The sequence below is a fragment of the Rhizobium sp. BK060 genome (assembly GCF_014193145.1).
Classification (GTDB): domain Bacteria; phylum Pseudomonadota; class Alphaproteobacteria; order Rhizobiales; family Rhizobiaceae; genus Rhizobium.
In genome coordinates this window covers 62,097-80,170 of sequence record NZ_JACHYW010000018.1, presented here as the reverse complement: position 1 = coordinate 80,170, position 18,074 = coordinate 62,097, and the positions used below count along the sequence as shown (strand labels likewise).

The window sequence follows — 18,074 nt, the reverse complement described above, 5'->3', positions numbered from 1 at the left end:
AGATGAGATTTCTCTGCACGTCAATCCTGCTCGCCGCAGGAGTTTGTGCAGCCGCCGCTACCGCGCAGGCTGCCGAATGCGGCAACGTCGCCATCGCTGAAATGAAATGGGCCTCGGCCGGTATTGCCGCCAACTTCGATAAGTTCATTCTCGAGAAGGGTTACGGCTGCTCGGTCAAGATCGTCCCGGGTGACACGATGCCGACTTTCCTCTCGATGAACGGAAAAGGTGAGCCGGATATCGCGTCCGAGTTCTGGATTAATTCAGTGCGCACCGAACTCGATAGCGCAGTCAAGGAGGGCAAGTTGATCCAGGCGGCCGAAATCCTCTCGGAGGGCGCCGTCGAGGGCTGGTGGATACCGAAATTCATCGCCGATGCCAATCCGGAGATCCGCAGCGTAGAGGACGCACTCAAGCATCCCGAACTTTTCCCGGCACCGGGCAATTCATCGCAGGGCGCGGTCTATAGTTGTCCCGTCGGCTGGAGTTGCCAGATATCGACGTCAAATCTGTTCCGCGCGCTGGGAGCCGACAAGAACGGGTTTCAGCTTGTCGAAACCAGCAGCCCGCAGGAACTTGATGATTCCATCGCAGCCGCATTCCAGAAAAAGACCGGTTGGCTTGGCTACTATTGGGCCCCGACAGCCATCCTCGGCAAATACGACATGACTCTCCTCAGCTTCGGCGTCGGTCATAACAAGGCAGAATGGGACAGCTGCACATCGGTCCCTGGCTGCGCTCGACCGCAGGTGAACTCCTACCCAGTCTCCAGGGCCTACACGATCGTGACCAAGGGCTTCGCCGATCGGGCCGGGTCGGCGATGGATTATCTCAAGGTCCGCTCATGGGACAACACGACGATCAACGAAGTGCTTGCCTGGCAGGATGAGAACCACAAGAGCAACGAGGAGGCCACGATCTATTTCCTCCAGAACTATGCCGCCCTGTGGACCAAATGGGTTCCTGCCGATGTCGCCCAGAAGGTCAAGGCCGGGCTTTAAGGCGAGCCCGCCGGACGATAGATCCGCGCATGAGAGTGAACGCGCGACGAGAACGTCTTCCCTGTGGCGTTGTGGTTTTCCTATAAGCAGCGACTGCTTGTGCCCGAATCGTGCAAAGTCGCGTTTGCCCAGACCAGGAGAATAGAGATGACACCTGCTCCATTTCCAGACCGAGACACGATCGCCTCAAAGTTTGCGAGCTTCGGTGAACAGGAGAAAGCCTACATTGTCCTGCTGATGGAAAACGCGGCACAGGATGAGAACCTCATCGATGGCCTCCACCGCCACCTGGACAACGCCGCGAGCGCATCGTTCCTGAACACATTGAAACTCGATCACCTTGGGAAATGGATTGGCGAGGCAGCACCCGTTCGCCTGCAGATACGCCTCATGGAGGCCGCGAAATCAAGCCAGCATCCCGTCTATGCAGCTTTCCGGACCGGGCTTTCGCGTTCCGGCGGGCTGGAAAAGGCCTACCCGCCGGCAGCGATCTGACGCCGTATTACCTCGTGGCCGCGCGACCGACCGAACGACCTGCATCCTGAGTCGCGTTTACGGCATTTGCCGTGTCGCGACCGATGCCGCGAATCGTGTTTCCGCACGAAGAAAGCACGAGCAGTATTGCGAGGGCGGAGCCGATCTTAGCCATTGTCGTCATTATGAAATCCTTCCTTCTCAATCGTCCGGGCGCGGGCGACTCCCGCCACGCGCGTTAAACCCCGGAGGAAGAAAAGAGGTCCCCGCTTAGTTGTCAAGCAGCAACGGCTTTTGCTTTTTCGGCAAAGGCAAAGCGGATACTTTCGGCCACAGCCCGCATCGGGCTGTTCATCTGCGATGCGGTGAGCAGCCTGATGTCGAAGGAACCAAGCTCGGGCAATCCTTCCTGCAGTCCGAGGATCGCCATCTCATCGGTGACATAGGAACGCGGCAGCGGCGCGATTGCCAGGTCGGAAACCACAGCTGCCCGTTGCGCCATCGTGTGGCCGCTGAGAAAAGCGACACGATAACCGCGCTTCATGCGCTCAAGTTGCGACAGTGCCTCCGAGCGCCAGATGCAGCCATCTTCCCAGATCGAGATCGGCAGCGGATCGCGGCGATGCGCCGTACCGCACTTGGCGCCAGCCCACACCAGCCGCTCGCGAAATACGATCTCGCCGTCAGTCGGCAGTGGACGCGTCGCGCAATTGATCAGCGCCAGGTCCAGGCGTTGCTCTTCAATGCGCTTCTTGAGGCCGATGCTCATGTCGATGGTAACGTCGACCATAATGCTCGGGAAACTCTCAGCGAAGCTTTTCAGGATACGCGGCAGCAGTCGTTCCCCGATATCCTCCGGCGCACCGAGCCGCACCACGCCGCTTAGTTCGGGCATGATGAACCGCGAAACCGCCTCGTTGGACAAAGCGAGAATGTTGCGCGCATAAGACAGCAGCACCTCACCATGCTGGGTCAGGCTGACGGACCGCGCATCCCGCAGGAAAAGCGTAGCGCCGAGTTGCTCCTCCAGCTTCTTGATCTGCATGGAGACCGCCGACGGTGTCCGGTAGACGGCTTCCGCGGCAGTGGAAAAATTGCCGGTCTCTGCTATGGCAACGAAGGTGCGCAGCACGTCGTTATCAAGCAAGGGAATGGGACGGCGAAAGGGAATGCTCATCGTCACATCTTTCAATTTTTCTGAATTTGAATTCCATATCATTTTGTTTGATTGAAAGTCAACCCGACAATATCCTTCCTTCGTAGCGGCGAGTACTGATGAAAGGAGGCCGCGATGAACACTCTCAACGCTATCTTTGACATCTTTTACGCATTCAGATCACGCCAGATCTCCCGCCAGACGCGCAATCGCACACGAGATCAGTTGGCACGGCTGCCGAGACATCTCGCCGATGATCTCGACCTGCAAGCTCTTGGCATGACCGAGCCTCGCTGAGACGCGAGACCCCAGCAGCGGCTTCAAAGACGCGGTCAAAGGCTCTAATATATACGCTCCGCGGCGCGGCTACGGAGCGTAATGACCATGGCGATGAATGACGCGTGTTTCCAAGGTGATATCCCTGCAGCGTATGACCGGTACCTGGTACCGATCCTGTTTGACCCTTATGCGGCCGATCTGGCGCAGCGCCTGGCGCCGCTTCATCCGCACCGCGTTCTCGAAGTCGCGGCGGGGTCTGGCGCTCTGACGCGTGCGCTATCGTCGGTGCTTCCGCACGCCGAAATCATCGCCACCGATTTGAACCAAGCCATGTTGGATGTCGCCGCATTGAGACATTCCGGAGGGCATGTCGCATGGCAACAGGCCGACGCCTTGAGCCTGCCCTTCCCCGCTCAGATCTTTGACGCCGTCACAAGCCAGTTCGGCGTCATGTTCTTTCCCGACAAGCACCGCGCCTACCGCGAAATCCTCCGGGTACTGAAGCCGAAGGGGACATTCCTCTTCAACACCTGGGACTCCGTGGAGAACAACGCCTTCGCAAAGGCCGTCAAGGCTGCGACGGATGCGCTGTTTCCAGACGATCCGCCGGATTTCTTCCGGCGGACACCGCACGGCTACTTTGATGCCGAGGCGATCCTGTCGGAGCTCGAGCGGGCCGGCTTCCAGTCGGCGACTTTCACGAAGGTCGACAAGACTGCCCGTGCATCCTCGGCAAGTGACGTGGCGACCGCCTTCTGCCGGGGTAGCCCGCTCCGCATGGAAATCGAAGCCCGCCAGTCGAAAATCGATGTCGTTGCCCGCGTGGCCGATACACTTGAACAGGTTTTCGGCAAGGGACCGATCGAGGGCCGGATGTCCGCGTTTGTGTTCACCGCCGAGGCCCCACGCCAGACCTAAGCTGCTCGGCGCCCCGTTTCCGTGGTACCGCAGCCACCGTGGCTATCGGCAGGGTTCGATTGCGCCGCCAGGAAGCGGCCCACGTGACGACGCAACACTGTCGGAACATCCTGTGTGGAGCGACGTTCCTTCTATGCAACGCACCCTTTGTCGTTGCACTGACTGCGTTTCCCTCAACTGCAGTCCCAGAGGCCCGGCGCTGTCCAAACCAGCACCGGGCTTTTCTCTCTCGGCTCACCATTCACCCCTTAGATAATTAAGCTCCACCTAAAATAAATCTTGAAATCGCCGTCTCGGTAATGATGATGCTTGGCGTCAGCCAGGAGGGGTATCGATGTCACAATACCAGGAAACGCGGCGGTTCAAATGCACCGGCGACGCTGGAGATCCCTGCATCGTCATCGAACAGATCAAGATTGCTGATGAAGCCATCGCCAGCCCAAGAACAGACTATATGACGGTGGATGGCGACGTCGCCAATCGCCTCGACAGGAAGCACTTTCTGATCCTGATGAAGGGCGAGGTCGTTAAGATTCAGAGGGCTCTAAGGAAAAAGCACTGAGCTGCTACTAAGCGGCGTTGCCATCGCGGCGCGGGCCGACGTCGTGGTGGGTCCCTGCTACCTCGGAATGGACTGAGGTGCTGCTGGGCACATGTCATCAGCGCGTCATGTGACGGTGATGTCTTAACGCACCGAGCGCTGAGACTCGTTTCCATTCGGCGCTGTTCACCGTTGGAATGACTGATGCTGTATATCATTGCCGTCGCCAGTGCCCTGCTGGCAGTCAATACCCTCAGCCTTATGATCGCCGGATGGCGGCTTCGGTCCCGCCAAGACAAGGCGCCAAGCGTCTCTGCGCGCCCTTCAGTCTCGATCGTGATACCTCTTTGCGGAGTGGAACAGTTCTCGCGGGAGACACTCCAAAGCGCACTTAGCCTGGATTGGCCCGACTACGAAGTCATCTTCTGCGTTGCCGACAGGAGCGATCCCATCATTGGTGTAGTCGAGCACACGCTCCGAACAAAGCCGCTGACAAGCGCAAAAATCCTTGTCGGAGACGACCGCATCAGCGCAAATCCGAAACTCAACAATTGCGTCAAGGGCTGGAACATGGCGTCCCATGAATGGGTTGTCCTTGCCGACTCCAACGTCCTGATGCCCACAGACTATCTTGCACGCCTGCTGGCATCATGGCGGCCCGATAGCGGACTTGTCTGTTCGACGCCACTTGGGTCCCGTCCCAACGGGTTTTGGGCGGAGGTCGAATGTGCGTTTCTCAACACTCACCAGGCGCGCTGGCAGTATGCGGGTGAGGCGCTCGGATTCGGCTTCGCGCAGGGCAAGAGCATGCTATGGCGCAAGAAGATGCTCGACGCACGCGGCGGCATCCAGGCACTTGCGGCTGAAATCGCCGAAGACGCCGCCGCCACAAAGCTGGTGAACAGCATGGGTCTCAAGGTACATCTCGTCGCCGGCCCGTTCGAGCAGCCCCTGGGCAGACGGACCTTCCGCGAGATCTGGGCAAGGCAATGCCGTTGGGCGCGGCTAAGGCGCGTCACCTTCCCGCACTTCTTCGCGCCGGAGATCCTGCTTGGTGTGGTGCCCCCCTTATTGCTGTGCACGAGCGCTGCCTTCGTATCCGGGAGTAGTCTTCCCGCAACAGCTTTCGCGGTTTTATGCGCCGCCTACACACCGGAGCTTATTCTTACGGTCCGTAAGAATTGGCACCTGTCCCCGCTGTCACTCGTCGCAATGGTTACGCGCGATGCCTTGCTTCCAATTATCTGGACGAGGAGCTGGTTGGCAGGGAGCTTCGATTGGCGTGGGAACAGGATGGTGATCGGATCGCAGGAGTCGCGTCTCGAAGCTGGCGTGGCTGGATCGACCGCAAGTCCCTAACAACGGCGGGTGCATTCGATACGGTGTCGTATGTGAGGCCGCCCCTTAGGAGCTGGAATGCTCCGAAATTGACCTCAGGTTGGCAACTTGGCCGACGTGCCCTTATCCGCGAAATCGGCACTATGCTTCCGATCCGTTCTATCGTCGCAATTGCGACGAGCGCGCCTCTGTTTGGCCGGCGCGCGCGCCTTCATCATTCAAAAACACTGATGATATCCATAAACTCTATTCGTTTGATTGATGGGAGCAAAACACCCATATTCTCACCATGAAACAAGCGTCATCCGACGAGGAAAGGAAACGGACATGACGACGATTACCTTCAGGCACACCAAGACGCCTTCAAGCGAAGCCCACCTGCATATTGTCGACTATGCCCGCAAGCTGGTACATACATGGCATCAGCGACAGCTTGCCCGCGAAATTGAATCCATGCCTTTCGACATGCGCAAGGACATTGGCTGGCCGTCGGCGGATGACGCGGATGAACGCAAGGTCATGTAATGAATCCGACATTCCTCCCCGTGTGAAAGCGGCGCCTCGCCTTCGTGCAGCGCCGTTTTTTCCGTTTTTACGGCCACCTTATTAAATCTTGAATTTCAGACGCATATATTTTCCGCAATCGCCTTTTTTGAACTTTTGACGACAGCGATCGTCATTTGACCTTCGTCAATTTCAGCAATGTCGCAAATTTGCTCTTTGCGGCCGCATTTATCCATGAGAATGTCGCTTTCAGGATATCGAAACGACGTATTCCAAGCAACGAATAGTGCATTCGACCTCGAGCACGGATTTGTCTCATGAATAAGATGTCGCATAAGCAACGCTCTCTCGTCTTCTTCATGGTTCCGCAGTTTACGATGCTGCCTTTTTCAGCGGCAATCGATACGCTGCGCATCGCCAACCGTATGCTCGGCTACCAGGCCTATACCTGGCGGCTGACCTCGGTTGACGGGCAAAAGGTCTATTCTTCCTGCGGCATCGGTATCGAGGCAAATACGTCGCTTGCCGACGAGCGCCGCAATCTCGGTGGCGAGCACCGTCCGAGCATGGTGCTGGTCTGTTCCGGTATCGATGTCGAAGACTTCAATAACAAGTCCGTCAGCGCTTGGCTGCGCGAATCCTACAATCGCGGCGTCGCCGTCGGGAGCCTCTGTACGGGCGCACATATCCTCGCCCAGGCGGGGCTGCTGAATGGCAAGCGCTGTGCGATCCATTGGGAAAACCTGCCTGGCTTCTCCGAAGCTTTTCCGCAGGCCGAGGTCTACGCCGATCTCTATGAGGTGGACAGCAATCTCTATACATGTGCTGGCGGCACTGCTTCGCTGGACATGATGCTGAATTTGATCGGCCAGGATTTCGGCGAAACGCTGGTGAACCGGGTCTGCGAGCAGCACCTGACCGATCGCGTGCGCAGCCCGAACGATCGCCAGCGCCTGCCTCTGCGTGCGCGCCTCGGCGTCCAGAATGCCAAGGTTCTTTCCATCATCGAGCTGATGGAGGGCAACCTTTCCGAACCGCTCTCACTTCTGGAGATCGCCGATGGCGTCGACCTGTCACGCCGGCAAATCGAACGGCTGTTCCGCCAGGAAATGGGGCGCTCGCCGGCCCGCTACTATCTGGAAATAAGGCTGGATCGCGCCCGCCATCTGCTCGTGCAGTCCTCCATGCCGGTTGTTGAAGTGGCTGTCGCCTGCGGCTTCGTTTCCGCCTCGCACTTCTCCAAATGTTATCGCGAACTCTATCATCGCTCGCCGCAACAGGAGCGTGCAGAGCGCAAGATGACGATGGCAACCGCACGCCAGGCCATCGCGGCGTGATGTCAGTCGGGGCGGCTATTGAGCCGCCTCCTCCGTCATGCGCGCGTCGGAATAGACCTGATTACGACCCTTGTGCTTGGCCATATAGAGAAACTGGTCGGCGGCATTCAGATAGTTGTCGAAGGTCTCGTAGCCGGAAATTTCGGCAACGCCGATCGACACGGTGACCGAAAGCTCTTCGTCATCCGCCATCACCTTCAGACGTGAGATATCTGACCGTATCTCGTCACACAGCTTGCTCGCGGCAATCGAGTCCATCATCGGGAACAGGATCGCGAACTCCTCTCCGCCAAGGCGCGAAAGCAGGTTGTCGTCCCCCTCGAAGATCGTCCCCAGCCGATTTGCGACCGCCTTCAGCACTTCATCCCCGATCTCATGACCGTAGGTGTCGTTCAGCCGCTTGAAATGATCAATGTCCAGCACCGCAACGGCGGCCGTAGCCTTCTGACGCAGGCAGTCATTCACCAGCTTCGGCCCGAGATCGTAGAAATAGCGGCGATTGTAGAGCCCGGTCAGATAGTCGCAGGCCGCGGCTGCCCGAAGCTGCTTCAACTGTGTCAAGGTCTCGACGTTGTTGGCGATCCGGCACTGCAGTTCTTCGGCCACGAACGGCCTGTAAAGAAAATCGGATGCGCCGGCCTTCAAAAAGCTCACAGAAAGCATGCGATCGCTCGAGGATGAAACTCCGATGATCCGCAGCCTGTCCGAGCCGAAGCGCCGCCGTATCCGCCGCGTCAATTCGTAGCCGCTCATGTCGGGCATATGGTGATCCGTGACGACAACCTCAATATCGTCGTAGGCTTCGAGCGCCGCGAAGGCTTCGAGCCCAGAAGCCGCTTCGACAACCACGTATTGCTGCGCTTCGAGCAGCCCGACAAGGACCTGGCGCGCGGAATCAACATCGTCGACCACAAGAACCCGCGTTTTCCTGTTCGACAATACCCGTCTGACGCTGGCGACAACGTTATCGAGCGCGAACTCATTGTCCTTCAGCACGTAATCGATGACATTGCGCTCCATGATGCGATTGCGCGTATCGAGGTCGAAAGTGGCGGTGAAGACAATGGCCGGAATACCAGCCTGTATAGTGCAGTCGAGCGCTTCACCGTAGGGCGCGTCCGGCAGATTGAGGTCGACAATCGCCATTGTGTAATCGCTTGGCGACTGGGCGATAGTCTCGTTCAGCACTTTGAGGGAGGAGCAAGGCTTGACGTTCAGCCCGAGTTCCGCATGAAGCCGGTGGCACAGAACGGCGGAAAACATCCGGGAATCTTCAACCAGGAGTACCCACTGACCACCAAAGCGTGGCCCGGCCCCATCCCGATGGAGATCCTCCTGGAACGCCATTCACCCCTATCCCCCAGAAAGCCGCAGCGGTCCGAATCGACCATCTTCTCGACTTATGTGAAGATAACTCACAGAAACACGCCTGAGAAGATATCGGGACTTGGCAATACCTGAAATTGCAGAAATCTCGACCTCAAACGCGTGATAGCGCTTCCGCCTACCATCGTCGGGCGGAGGCAGCGCGTCAGGCAACGGCACGCTCCTTGCGCATCGACTGGATTTGCAGCAGTGTGTCCAGGTTCTGGTTGACGCGGCAGTAGAACTCCTCATCGATGAACGGCCGCAGCATGAAGTCGTTGCCGCCAGCCTTGAGGAAGCGCGCCGACAGCAGCCGGTTCGACGATGACGACACCCCGATGATGCGGAGTTCATGTGAGCCGATGCTGGCGCGGATGCGCCGGGTCAGCTCGAACCCATCGATATCGGGCATGTTGTAGTCGGTGATCATCAAACCGATGTCGCGGTTCGCCTTGAGAATCTCGAGCGCCTTGGCGCCGCTGTCTGCTGTGCTGACCCGGAAATTGTAGCGCTTGAGACGGCTTGACAGCAGGGCACGAGCCGTCGGGCTGTCGTCGACGATCAAAACGTGGTGACGATGATTGGTGAGGAATCTGCAGATCGATTCCGCAAGCAGGTCGACTGCAAAGACATTGTCCTTGAGGATATAATCGACAATGTCCTTGGCCATCAGCTTGTCGCGCATGCCTTCCTGGAAGGTGCCAGTGAAGACGATGGTCGGGATGCTGAGATCGACCAGATACTCCAGAGCCTCGCCGTTCTCAGCACCAGGCAGGTTGATGTTGGAGATGGCGAGCGTGATCGGGTCGGTCGACTTGTCGTAGGACAACTGCAGCTCTTCGAAATTCCGGCAGATTTCCACGTCGATATCGAAGAGCTCCTTCAGCCGCTTGCCTATCATCGACGTAAATACGTTCGAATCCTCAGCCAGAATAATGCGCACATCAGCGAACATGCCTCCGGAATATTGCATTCCCGAAATACCCAAAAACGCCATTTCGAAACCTTTTGATGAAACTCCTGTCCCCGGCTGAAATCGGTACAGTACCCGGTTTGAATAAGTATTAATCGACCGCCTTCGCTGACCAACAAAAAGGCGGCCACGAGGGCCGCCCTGATATTCTTCAAAACATGCTTAAAAGACTATGCGCGCAGCGCCGCATTGTCCGGATCGAAGGGGCTCTCGCCGACGACGGTCGCGTTGTACGTCGTGCCGAGGATCTTGATCTTAAGCTTCGTGCCTTCCTTTGCGTAGTCCGGCCGCAGCATCGCCAGCGCAAGCGAACGATTGATACGGAAGCCGAACGTGCCGTTTGTCGCACGCCCGACAAGTTCGCCCGCCTCGTTGTAGATCGCTTCCGAACCGCGGGCATCGACATCATTGCCGGTCTCGACGACGAGGGTTGCGAAGTTCCACTTCAGACCCTTATCCTTGTAGGCCAGCAGCCCCTCGCGGCCGAGGAATTCCTTCTCTGGCTTGATGAAGCGATCGAGTGCCGATTCATAGGCGTTGTACTCGATCGACATCTCGCGCGGGATGAGGCGGTAGGACTTCTCGACCGACATCGACAGCATCGCGCGAATACCGAAGGGCTTGATATCGAATTCGGCTCCGGCTTCCATCAGCTTGTCGAAGATGTAGTTCTGCATCTCGATCGGGTGGTGCAATTCCCAGCCTAGCTCGCCGACGAAATTGACGCGCAGCGCATGTGCGCTCGCAACGCCGATCGAGATCTCCTTGCCGGAAAGCCACGGGAAGTCCTTGTTCTCAAGGCTCGTACGCGTGAGCTTCTTGAGCAGATCACGTGACTTCGGACCGGCAAGCACGAGCACGCCGAGCCGCTGCGTGATCTGCTGCAGACGAACGGAGCCGTCGGTGGGCGCGAGCTTGCGCAGATAGTCATGGTCGTGCGCCTCATAGGCGCCCGCCGAGACAAGGTAGAAGCGGTTCGGAGCCCATTCGTAGACGGTGAACTCGGCACGCACGCCGCCGTGAACTGTCAGCATATGGCAAAGAGCGATGCGGCCGCGCTTCTTCGGGATGGCGTTGGCGAAGATCGATTCCAGCCAAGCGCGCGCCCCGGGGCCGGAGACTTCCATCTTGGCGAAGGCGGACATGTCGAGCACACCGACGTTCTTGTGCACGTTCATGACTTCGTTGCCGACATGCTCGAAGTAGTTCGAGCGACGGAACGACCACCGCTCGAGGATGCGACCGTCCTCTTCCGGGTCAGAGTGATTATGGTTGGTGAGAACATCCTCACCGACGCCGATCTGATCCTTCGGCAGGTCGTAGCCTTCAGGCGCAAACCAGTTGGCGCGCTCCCAGCCGTAGACCGAACCGAAAACAGCGCCCAGCTTTTTCAGGCGGTCGTAGACTGGCGTCGTCTTCAGCGGACGGGCGCCGGCACGCTCTTCATCGGGATAGTGCATGGTGAAGACATTCGCGTAGGCCTCTTCGTTCTTGGCGATGAGGTAGCCTTCGGTTGCATAGGGACCGAAACGACGCGGATCGACGCCCATCATGTCGACGGTCGGCTCGCCATCGACGATCCATTCCGCCAGCTGCCAACCGGCGCCACCGGCAGCCGTGATCCCGAAGGAGTGCCCCTCGTTGAGCCAGAAATTGCTGAGGCCCGGTGCGGGACCGACGATCGGGTTGCCATCAGGCGTATACGCGATGGCACCGTTGTACACTTTCTTGATGCCAACCTCGCCGAAGGCCGGGACGCGGGCAATGGCAGCCTCGATATGCGGCATCAGGCGATCAAGCTCTTCCTGGAAGAGTTCGTATTCGCTCTCGTCCGATGGGCCGTTGACGTAACAGACCGGTGCTCCGTGTTCATATGGCCCGAGAATAAGGCCGCCGTTTTCCTCGCGCATGTACCAGGCGCTGTCGGATTCACGGAGCACGCCCATCTCCGGCAATCCCTTGGCTTTGCGCTCGAGGATGGCCGGATGCGGCTCGGTGACGATGTACTGGTGTTCGACCGGGATGACCGGAATGTTGATCCCGACCATCTCGCCGGTCTTGCGGGCGAAGTTGCCGGTACAGCTGATGACATGCTCGGCGGTGATCTCGCCCTTGTCTGTCGTCACCTTCCACAGGCCGTCCGGCTGCTGCTCGATTGCCGTGACCGTGGTATTGCGGTAGATCGTGGCGCCGCGGTCACGCGCGCCCTTGGCGAGCGCCTGCGTCAGGTCGGCGGGCTGGATATAGCCGTCGTCTGGGTGCTGGATCGCACCGAGCAGACCGTCCGTCTCGCAGAGCGGCCAGATTTCCTTGACCTGTTCCGGTGTCAGCACTTCGACCTTTACGCCGATCGTTTCAGCGATGCCGGCATAGTACATGTACTCGTCCCAGCGATCCTTGGTGCGTGCCAGGCGGATATTGGAGACCTGGCTGAAACCGACATTCATGCCGGTCTCCTGCTGAAGCTCCTGATAGAATCGAACGGAATACTTGTGGATCTGGCCGACCGAATAGCTCATGTTGAACAGAGGCAGCAGGCCGGCGGCATGCCACGTCGAACCGGAGGTCAGTTCCTTGCGTTCGATCAGGACGACATCGTCCCAGCCCTTTTTGGCAAGGTGATAAAGCGTCGAAACGCCAACGACGCCGCCGCCGATGACCACTGCGCGCGCATGTGTCTTCATGGAGAATTACCCTCTGTTCTACTAACCTGTCCGACGAATGCCGCCGACGGAAATCGCCTTTGCGAACTATGCAGCGAGGCCGGGTTTGCCAAATGCCTGTTTACGACATGGGAAAAGCTTGCCGCGACTGCGTGCAAATAGGCAAGCCACAAAAGGCCTCTGGCCGAAAATCGGTGGACAAAAATTGTGATCAGAGAGGACCGTCGTTCACTTTACGACGGCAGATCCCTTGATGATGTCGATTGTTTCGCCGCCATCGAGACCAATCCGATCACCGTCAGGCGCGGTGATGAAGCAGCCCGACCGGCAGAACGTCTCCGATGCGCCGGGATCAAGCACCAGCTGCATCTTGTTGCCGCCCTCGGTAAGGACGATCACAACAGCGGCACTGTCGGTGTTGGTAATGGAAGCAGCGTGAGTTTGGCCTGCGGCCACGAGTGAAAGAAACAGTACGACGGCAAATCTTGCCATGCAGTGCGGCGCGGATGAAGCGCCCTCCCTTGGAGCGTCTCGGCGCTGCTGCCCCAGCAACGAAAACCCGATTGCAGGCGGTATACAGCGACCGCTCTGAACGATCGCTGAACAACCCCTTCACCCCTTGAGATTGCCATCAGCCGACTTGCCGCGCAACCGGCGCACCGTGCCGGCCTCCTCGTCCAGTTCGCTCGTCTCGGAAACGTCCTCGGCCGGCGGCTTACCTGCGTTGGCCGCCGCTCCAACCTGCTCGGGCTGTCGATGGAACACGATGTCGCTCTGCGGAAGAGGTATCTCGATACTCTCCTCCCTGAACCGCTTCAGGATCGCGATGCGGAGATCATTCCTGACCTTCAGGCCATCCCCCATGTCGGCAAGCATGAAGCGAAGCTCGAAGTCGAGCGAATACGGCCCGAAGCGGAGGAATTCCACATGCGGTTCGGGATTGCGCAGGACCACGGGCACCGCGTTGACGAGCTCCAGCAGGATATCCATGACCTTCTGCGGGTCGGAATCATAGCTCACCGAGACCGGTATCTCGGAGCGTCCCATCTTGTTGCGATGGGTCCAGTTGCCGACAGACGCGTTGATCAGCTCGGAATTCGGCACGATGATCGACTGCTTGCGGAATGTCTCGATTTCGGTCGCGCGCACGGAAATCCGCTTTACGATACCTTCAGCAGTGCCGGAGACCACGTGGTCGCCAACCTTGAATGGCCGCTCGACCAGCAGGATCAGGCCGGAGACGAAGTTCGACACGATGTTCTGGAGGCCGAAACCGATACCGACCGAAAGTGCCGAGGCGACGAGTGCGAAGCTCGAGAGGTCGATGCCCGCGGCAGAAACGCCGACGATCGCCGCAAGACCAACGCCGAGATAGCCGATACCCGTCTTGACCGAGTTTCGAACGCCAAGGTCGACATGGCTGCGCGCCATGACGTTGCTGTCAAGCCAGCGCTGGATCCAGCGCGTCAGCAGGTAACCACCGGCAAAAAGCAGGATGCCGGTCATTATCCCGACCAGCGAAATGCTGATACCGCCCAGCCGGACCTCCGTGAGAAGGCGATAGGCGATGAGTTGAAGATCCTGGATATGGAAGCCCCACAGGAGCAGTACCAACGGGATCCCAACCATCAGCGCGATGGCGGAGATACACATGCCGACCAACAGTCCCGCCTGATCGATGGCGACCGGACCAAGCTTGAAGCGCTTTTGGAGGAAGCGACCAAGCGATGTCTCACCGAAGGTTTCGCTGCGCGAAATCGCCTTCCCCGACAGCAGACCAATATAGGTCGTGACGATGATTGCACCGGTGATGATCAACTGTGTTGCGACGAAGCGCGCAAGCCCGACATAGCCGGTCAACGCCGTTATGATCAGACCTGCACCCAGCACGCGCAGAATGATCGCCATGCCGCGGGGCCAATGGCGTCCCGGCGCATCGGGATCCCCGTTTCGCGCTAGCATCGGCCGGCCGAACGAAGCGGCGATGAGGATGAAACCAATGATCAGGGCCGCGGTCAGACTCTTGACGACGGTCAGGACGAGCGGAGACCCCATCGCTTCGCTGATGCTGCCGAAGAGGTAGTCAAGCGCATTGACGACCGCCATCGCAAGCAGGCAGGCGCCGATCGAGCTCGCACCGCGGTTGGAAAGCCTGACAAGACGCCAATGCGGCTCCCTTGGCGCGAACACTGCATTGGTGAAGCGCCTGACGAAATAAATCAGCCCGATCGATCCGAAGAGCGCGCCGATGATCGGCGCGATATCCGGCCTTAGAACGTTGAAACTATTGAGGAAGAAGTAAGACGTCACCAAGAGGGCAGCAAGCGCAAACGTGCGGATCAGCGTCGACCAGAAAGCGATCGAGAGGCGGTTGATATAGGAGGGCTGCTCGTCCGTCTCCTTGCGCTGAAGGTAGCGACCAAAAATGCGGTAGCCGCCAGACAAGAGCACCATTGCCGTCACGAGGGACATGAAGATGGCCGCAAAGAAAGCGAAAGCCTTGAACTTCAGTACGAATCCCAACCAGCTGCTCAGCGCCTGGACGAATTCCGAGCCTTCCTGAACGAAGGCGCGTGCTGCATCGCCGAGAACGGAAAACGAAATGTCGGTGCGCCGCAGCAAGGTGGCGGCAAAAAGCTGACGGCGGGTTTCGGCAATGCGGTTGCCGAGCTTGCCGATGGAGGCGGACAGCGTTTCGGCATCGCCCGTAACGGCGTTGATCTGGGCGCGCTCCGCCGTCAGGGCGTTACGCTCGGTCGTGACGATCTCCGCCTCCGCCGGCTGACCTTCCTTCGGTGGATCGCCGAGCTCGGTCAGGCGGTTTTTGATCTGGTCGAGCCGCGGTCTGAGGCCAACGGATATGTTGAGAACCGAGCGGCCAAGTTCGTCGGTCTTTCCAGCGAGAGCCACCAGCGCGTCGTCATCGTCACGCTTCTGCTTGACGCCATCCTCCAGCGAAGCGAGGTCTTGCTTTGCCTTCTCGATCGCTTTCGCGGCCTGCTCGATTGAGCTGTCAGCGACAGACGCCTGCTCGGTCGCTTGCGGCGGCTGCGAGGCCTGCGGTGCGGGCGTCTGGGCGCTCGCAAGGTTCGCGCCCACGCCCGCCAGCGCTGCGACTAGGAGAATGCGAAGCAAGAGTCGTGTCGGCCGCAAAATATCCCCGCTCGGGTTTGCTGGATCGGATTGGATTCCAGCTTTTCATAAGAAAGAAAGGCGACAGAAAGGCGACGCGATCAGAAGCCGGCGCCCGGCTGCGCCAGATATTCCAGCTCTGCCGCTGTCGATTGCCGCCCGACGAGGGCGTTTCGATGTGGAAATCGACCGTACACTTCAATCACCTCCCGGTGGCGAAGCGCATAGTCGATATATTCCTCATCGCCAAGCGCTCTGAACAACGCCACGGCACGCTCCTGCTCCTCCAGATCTTCGCAATGCTCGAAAGGCATGTAGAAAAACGTCCGGCATTCCGGGCTGACTTTCTGGTCCGCTCCAGCTTCCAGCGCAAGCTTTGCCTCGCTTAGCGCAAGCCCGTCGGTGGCGAATGCAAGCGGTGTCGCGCGATATATGTTGCGCGGAAACTGATCGAGCACGATCACTGCGGCAAGCCTGCTGCTCGGGGTCGAGCGCCATTCCTCCGTCACGCCACGCGAGAGTGCAAGATGGGTGTCACGAAAGCGCTGGCGAATATCCCGATCAAAGTCCAACGTCGCCTTGAACCATTGATCCCGCCCACACTCTTCGAACCAGAAGTCGAAGACCTCCTGAGGCGTACAGACATGTCCGAGTTCCATGTATCCTCCCGACAAAGGCCGACCGATTGCAAAGCGACCGACTATTTCGTGCCGATCTTGTGACCCGACACCTCGGCGCCGGCATCCGGCGCCAGCTGCAGGAAGCGCAGTGACGATATGATGCCGATTGCTCCCACGACAAGAAACGCCCAGCGGAAATCGATGAGCCCCGGACCTTCGACGCTACGCAAAGCGACAGAGATGTTCAGCGCCGCCGCCGCGATCGCGACGCCAAGCAACATCGAAACTTGCTGCAGCATGCTTGAGAGCGTCGAAGCCGAACTGCGTTGTGCCGGATTGATATCGGCAAAAGCCAGGGTGTTCAGCGCAGTGAATTCCATCGACCGCGAGAGGCCCGCAATCATCAGCAACGCGTAGATCATTGCGCGTGGCGTCTCGGGCACGAGAAAGCCGCAAGCCGCAATCGACAGCGCAGCAATCATCCCGTTGAAGAAGAGCACGGTGCGAAATCCAAGCTTGGCAAGCAGCGGCGTCGTCACGGCTTTCATACCGAGATTTCCAAGGAAGTAGACCAGCAGATAGGCACCCGCCTCGATCGAGCTCAATCCGAAACCGAGTTGGAAGAGGAGCGGCAAGAGGAACGGCGTGGCATTGATCGCGACACGGCTCGCCGTCCCGGCAGAAAGGGTCGCAATCGCATAAGTCTGCACCTTGAAGGCGGATAGATCGAGCAGCGGATTGCCGACCCGCAGGAAGTGTCGCGTCGCCATGACCGACAGCACAATGCCGGCCGCGAGCATCAGCAGGATCGGCAGCAGGCCACCATCCCATTTCACGGAAAGTTCGAGCGCCGCCAGCAGGAAAGTCAGCCCGCCAGCGCTGAGAGCGAACCCAAGTGCATCGAGCCGGCCGGCATTTTCTTCGCGCTGTTCCGGCACGAAGCGAAGAACCAACGCCATGCCGAGCACCCCGATCGGCAGATTGATGAGGAAATTCCAATGCCAGCTTGCATAGGTCGTAATGAAGCTGCCAAGCAGCGGGCCGATAACGGGAGCCGTCAGCGCAGGCCAGGTGATCAGAGCGATCGCTTGTACGAGTTCCGATTTGCGAGCATTTTTCAGGACAATGATGCGGCCGACCGGCGTCATCAGTGCACTGCCCGCGCCCTGCACAGCGCGTGCCACGACAAATTCGGCAAGCCCGTCGGACAGCCCGCAGAACAGCGAGGCGATCGTGAAGACAGCAATGGACGCCATGAAGACGCGCCTTGCGCCGTATCGATCCCCAAGCCATCCCGAAAGCGGGATGAATGCCGCCATCGTCAGCATGTAGACGGTGATACCGATACTCATCGAGACCGGTTGAACGCCGAAACTCGCGGCCATCTGCGGCAGCGACGTGGTGACAATAGTGCCATCGAGAATCTGCATGAAAAACGAAACGGCAACAACCAGTGCTACGATCTTTGCCCTGCGGATGCTCTCCGCATCGTTTTTCTCTGTCATCTGCATAGCTGTCATTGATCTGCCGATGTGAATTGGAAGCAGTCGGATAGAACGGGCGGAAGCCGGACCCGATGCGTGCCGAACAGCACGACCGCTAGATAGGCCGATCAGCGCAACGCGGAAAGAGAAAATCCTGAAATCTCAAAGGATTTTGATCGCCGAGAGGCCACCCAGGCACGCCGCAGGCAACTCGTTCTACGCGAAATTTCGAAGCAAAAACAATTGACAGCTACATCTTCTGCGGCCACCGTGGCGCGCAGGGGCAGCG

Annotated in this window: 17 protein-coding genes; 8 read left to right on the top strand and 9 right to left on the bottom strand. The window is 58.7% G+C overall.

From position 1 onward, the window contains the following. The first annotated feature begins 2 nt into the window (after positions 1 to 2). The gene (locus FHT71_RS20080; RefSeq protein ID WP_007788383.1) at positions 3 to 1,001 is read left to right on the top strand and encodes a glycine betaine ABC transporter substrate-binding protein; all 999 of its coding nucleotides are present in this window, start codon (positions 3 to 5) and stop codon (positions 999 to 1,001) included. A 147-nt stretch (positions 1,002 to 1,148) separates the two neighbouring features. Further along, positions 1,149 to 1,496, top strand: a complete 348-nt coding sequence (locus tag FHT71_RS20075) for a hypothetical protein (protein WP_132592842.1) — start codon at positions 1,149 to 1,151, stop codon at positions 1,494 to 1,496. Between the two features lie 7 nt (positions 1,497 to 1,503). Here FHT71_RS20075 and FHT71_RS31855 read toward each other — a convergent pair whose 3' ends face one another. Beyond that, the gene (locus tag FHT71_RS31855; protein WP_007788385.1) at positions 1,504 to 1,659 is read right to left on the bottom strand and encodes an entericidin A/B family lipoprotein; all 156 of its coding nucleotides are present in this window, start codon (positions 1,657 to 1,659) and stop codon (positions 1,504 to 1,506) included. 93 nt (positions 1,660 to 1,752) lie between these two features. Then, complete coding sequence (locus tag FHT71_RS20070; protein ID WP_183721624.1) at positions 1,753 to 2,694, bottom strand: LysR family transcriptional regulator; 942 nt, start codon at positions 2,692 to 2,694, stop codon at positions 1,753 to 1,755. 72 nt (positions 2,695 to 2,766) lie between these two features. Between FHT71_RS20070 and FHT71_RS20065 the strand changes: the two genes are divergently transcribed. The 6 genes from FHT71_RS20065 (at position 2,767) to FHT71_RS20040 (ending at position 7,548) form a co-directional block, all read left to right on the top strand. Further along, on the top strand, positions 2,767 to 2,928 hold the full coding sequence (locus FHT71_RS20065) for a hypothetical protein (RefSeq protein WP_007788387.1): 162 nt from the start codon (positions 2,767 to 2,769) through the stop codon (positions 2,926 to 2,928). A gap of 87 nt (positions 2,929 to 3,015) precedes the next feature. After that, positions 3,016 to 3,828 (top strand): methyltransferase domain-containing protein, encoded by an 813-nt coding sequence (locus FHT71_RS20060; RefSeq protein WP_132592840.1) that lies wholly within the window; start codon positions 3,016 to 3,018, stop codon positions 3,826 to 3,828. Between the two features lie 334 nt (positions 3,829 to 4,162). Beyond that, positions 4,163 to 4,390, top strand: coding sequence for a hypothetical protein (locus FHT71_RS20055; RefSeq protein WP_132592838.1), 228 nt, complete (start codon positions 4,163 to 4,165; stop codon positions 4,388 to 4,390). 183 nt (positions 4,391 to 4,573) lie between these two features. Further along, entirely contained in the window at positions 4,574 to 5,728 is a 1,155-nt protein-coding gene (locus FHT71_RS20050; protein WP_132592836.1) for a glycosyltransferase, read from the top strand. A gap of 306 nt (positions 5,729 to 6,034) precedes the next feature. Further along, entirely contained in the window at positions 6,035 to 6,232 is a 198-nt protein-coding gene (locus FHT71_RS20045; protein ID WP_132592835.1) for a hypothetical protein, read from the top strand. 296 nt (positions 6,233 to 6,528) lie between these two features. Beyond that, positions 6,529 to 7,548 (top strand): GlxA family transcriptional regulator, encoded by a 1,020-nt coding sequence (locus FHT71_RS20040; RefSeq protein ID WP_007788400.1) that lies wholly within the window; start codon positions 6,529 to 6,531, stop codon positions 7,546 to 7,548. A 15-nt stretch (positions 7,549 to 7,563) separates the two neighbouring features. Here FHT71_RS20040 and FHT71_RS20035 read toward each other — a convergent pair whose 3' ends face one another. The 7 genes from FHT71_RS20035 to FHT71_RS20005 all read right to left on the bottom strand — a co-directional run bounded on the left by FHT71_RS20035 (position 7,564) and on the right by FHT71_RS20005 (position 17,821). Then, positions 7,564 to 8,895 carry a diguanylate cyclase gene (locus FHT71_RS20035; protein WP_007788401.1) on the bottom strand — a complete coding sequence of 444 codons (1,332 nt, stop codon included), beginning with the start codon at positions 8,893 to 8,895 and terminating at the stop codon, positions 7,564 to 7,566. A 184-nt stretch (positions 8,896 to 9,079) separates the two neighbouring features. Further along, entirely contained in the window at positions 9,080 to 9,910 is an 831-nt protein-coding gene (locus FHT71_RS20030; protein ID WP_132592833.1) for a response regulator, read from the bottom strand. 146 nt (positions 9,911 to 10,056) lie between these two features. Beyond that, on the bottom strand, positions 10,057 to 12,570 hold the full coding sequence (locus FHT71_RS20025; protein ID WP_183721621.1) for an FAD-dependent oxidoreductase: 2,514 nt from the start codon (positions 12,568 to 12,570) through the stop codon (positions 10,057 to 10,059). 207 nt (positions 12,571 to 12,777) lie between these two features. After that, positions 12,778 to 13,041 carry a hypothetical protein gene (locus FHT71_RS20020; protein ID WP_132592831.1) on the bottom strand — a complete coding sequence of 88 codons (264 nt, stop codon included), beginning with the start codon at positions 13,039 to 13,041 and terminating at the stop codon, positions 12,778 to 12,780. A 120-nt stretch (positions 13,042 to 13,161) separates the two neighbouring features. Further along, entirely contained in the window at positions 13,162 to 15,702 is a 2,541-nt protein-coding gene (locus FHT71_RS20015; protein ID WP_132592829.1) for a mechanosensitive ion channel family protein, read from the bottom strand. 80 nt (positions 15,703 to 15,782) lie between these two features. Next, positions 15,783 to 16,340: a DUF924 family protein gene (locus FHT71_RS20010; RefSeq protein WP_132592827.1), complete on the bottom strand. Its 558-nt coding sequence runs from the start codon at positions 16,338 to 16,340 to the stop codon at positions 15,783 to 15,785. 41 nt (positions 16,341 to 16,381) lie between these two features. Then, positions 16,382 to 17,821, bottom strand: a complete 1,440-nt coding sequence (locus FHT71_RS20005) for an MFS transporter (protein WP_183721618.1) — start codon at positions 17,819 to 17,821, stop codon at positions 16,382 to 16,384. Positions 17,822 to 18,074 lie beyond the last annotated feature (253 nt).

Bases quoted from the DNA above. Each gene is read 5' to 3' on its own strand.
- FHT71_RS20080 (WP_007788383.1), top strand. From the start codon at position 3: ATGAGATTTCTCTGCACGTCAATCCTGCTCGCCGCAGGAGTTTGTGCA.
- FHT71_RS20075 (WP_132592842.1), top strand. From the start codon at position 1,149: ATGACACCTGCTCCATTTCCAGACCGAGACACGATCGCCTCAAAGTTT.
- FHT71_RS31855 (WP_007788385.1), bottom strand. From the start codon at position 1,659: ATGACGACAATGGCTAAGATCGGCTCCGCCCTCGCAATACTGCTCGTG.
- FHT71_RS20070 (WP_183721624.1), bottom strand. From the start codon at position 2,694: ATGATATGGAATTCAAATTCAGAAAAATTGAAAGATGTGACGATGAGC.
- FHT71_RS20065 (WP_007788387.1), top strand. From the start codon at position 2,767: ATGAACACTCTCAACGCTATCTTTGACATCTTTTACGCATTCAGATCA.
- FHT71_RS20060 (WP_132592840.1), top strand. From the start codon at position 3,016: ATGGCGATGAATGACGCGTGTTTCCAAGGTGATATCCCTGCAGCGTAT.
- FHT71_RS20055 (WP_132592838.1), top strand. From the start codon at position 4,163: ATGTCACAATACCAGGAAACGCGGCGGTTCAAATGCACCGGCGACGCT.
- FHT71_RS20050 (WP_132592836.1), top strand. From the start codon at position 4,574: ATGCTGTATATCATTGCCGTCGCCAGTGCCCTGCTGGCAGTCAATACC.
- FHT71_RS20045 (WP_132592835.1), top strand. From the start codon at position 6,035: ATGACGACGATTACCTTCAGGCACACCAAGACGCCTTCAAGCGAAGCC.
- FHT71_RS20040 (WP_007788400.1), top strand. From the start codon at position 6,529: ATGAATAAGATGTCGCATAAGCAACGCTCTCTCGTCTTCTTCATGGTT.
- FHT71_RS20035 (WP_007788401.1), bottom strand. From the start codon at position 8,895: ATGGCGTTCCAGGAGGATCTCCATCGGGATGGGGCCGGGCCACGCTTT.
- FHT71_RS20030 (WP_132592833.1), bottom strand. From the start codon at position 9,910: ATGGCGTTTTTGGGTATTTCGGGAATGCAATATTCCGGAGGCATGTTC.
- FHT71_RS20025 (WP_183721621.1), bottom strand. From the start codon at position 12,570: ATGAAGACACATGCGCGCGCAGTGGTCATCGGCGGCGGCGTCGTTGGC.
- FHT71_RS20020 (WP_132592831.1), bottom strand. From the start codon at position 13,041: ATGGCAAGATTTGCCGTCGTACTGTTTCTTTCACTCGTGGCCGCAGGC.
- FHT71_RS20010 (WP_132592827.1), bottom strand. From the start codon at position 16,340: ATGGAACTCGGACATGTCTGTACGCCTCAGGAGGTCTTCGACTTCTGG.
- FHT71_RS20005 (WP_183721618.1), bottom strand. From the start codon at position 17,821: ATGACAGCTATGCAGATGACAGAGAAAAACGATGCGGAGAGCATCCGC.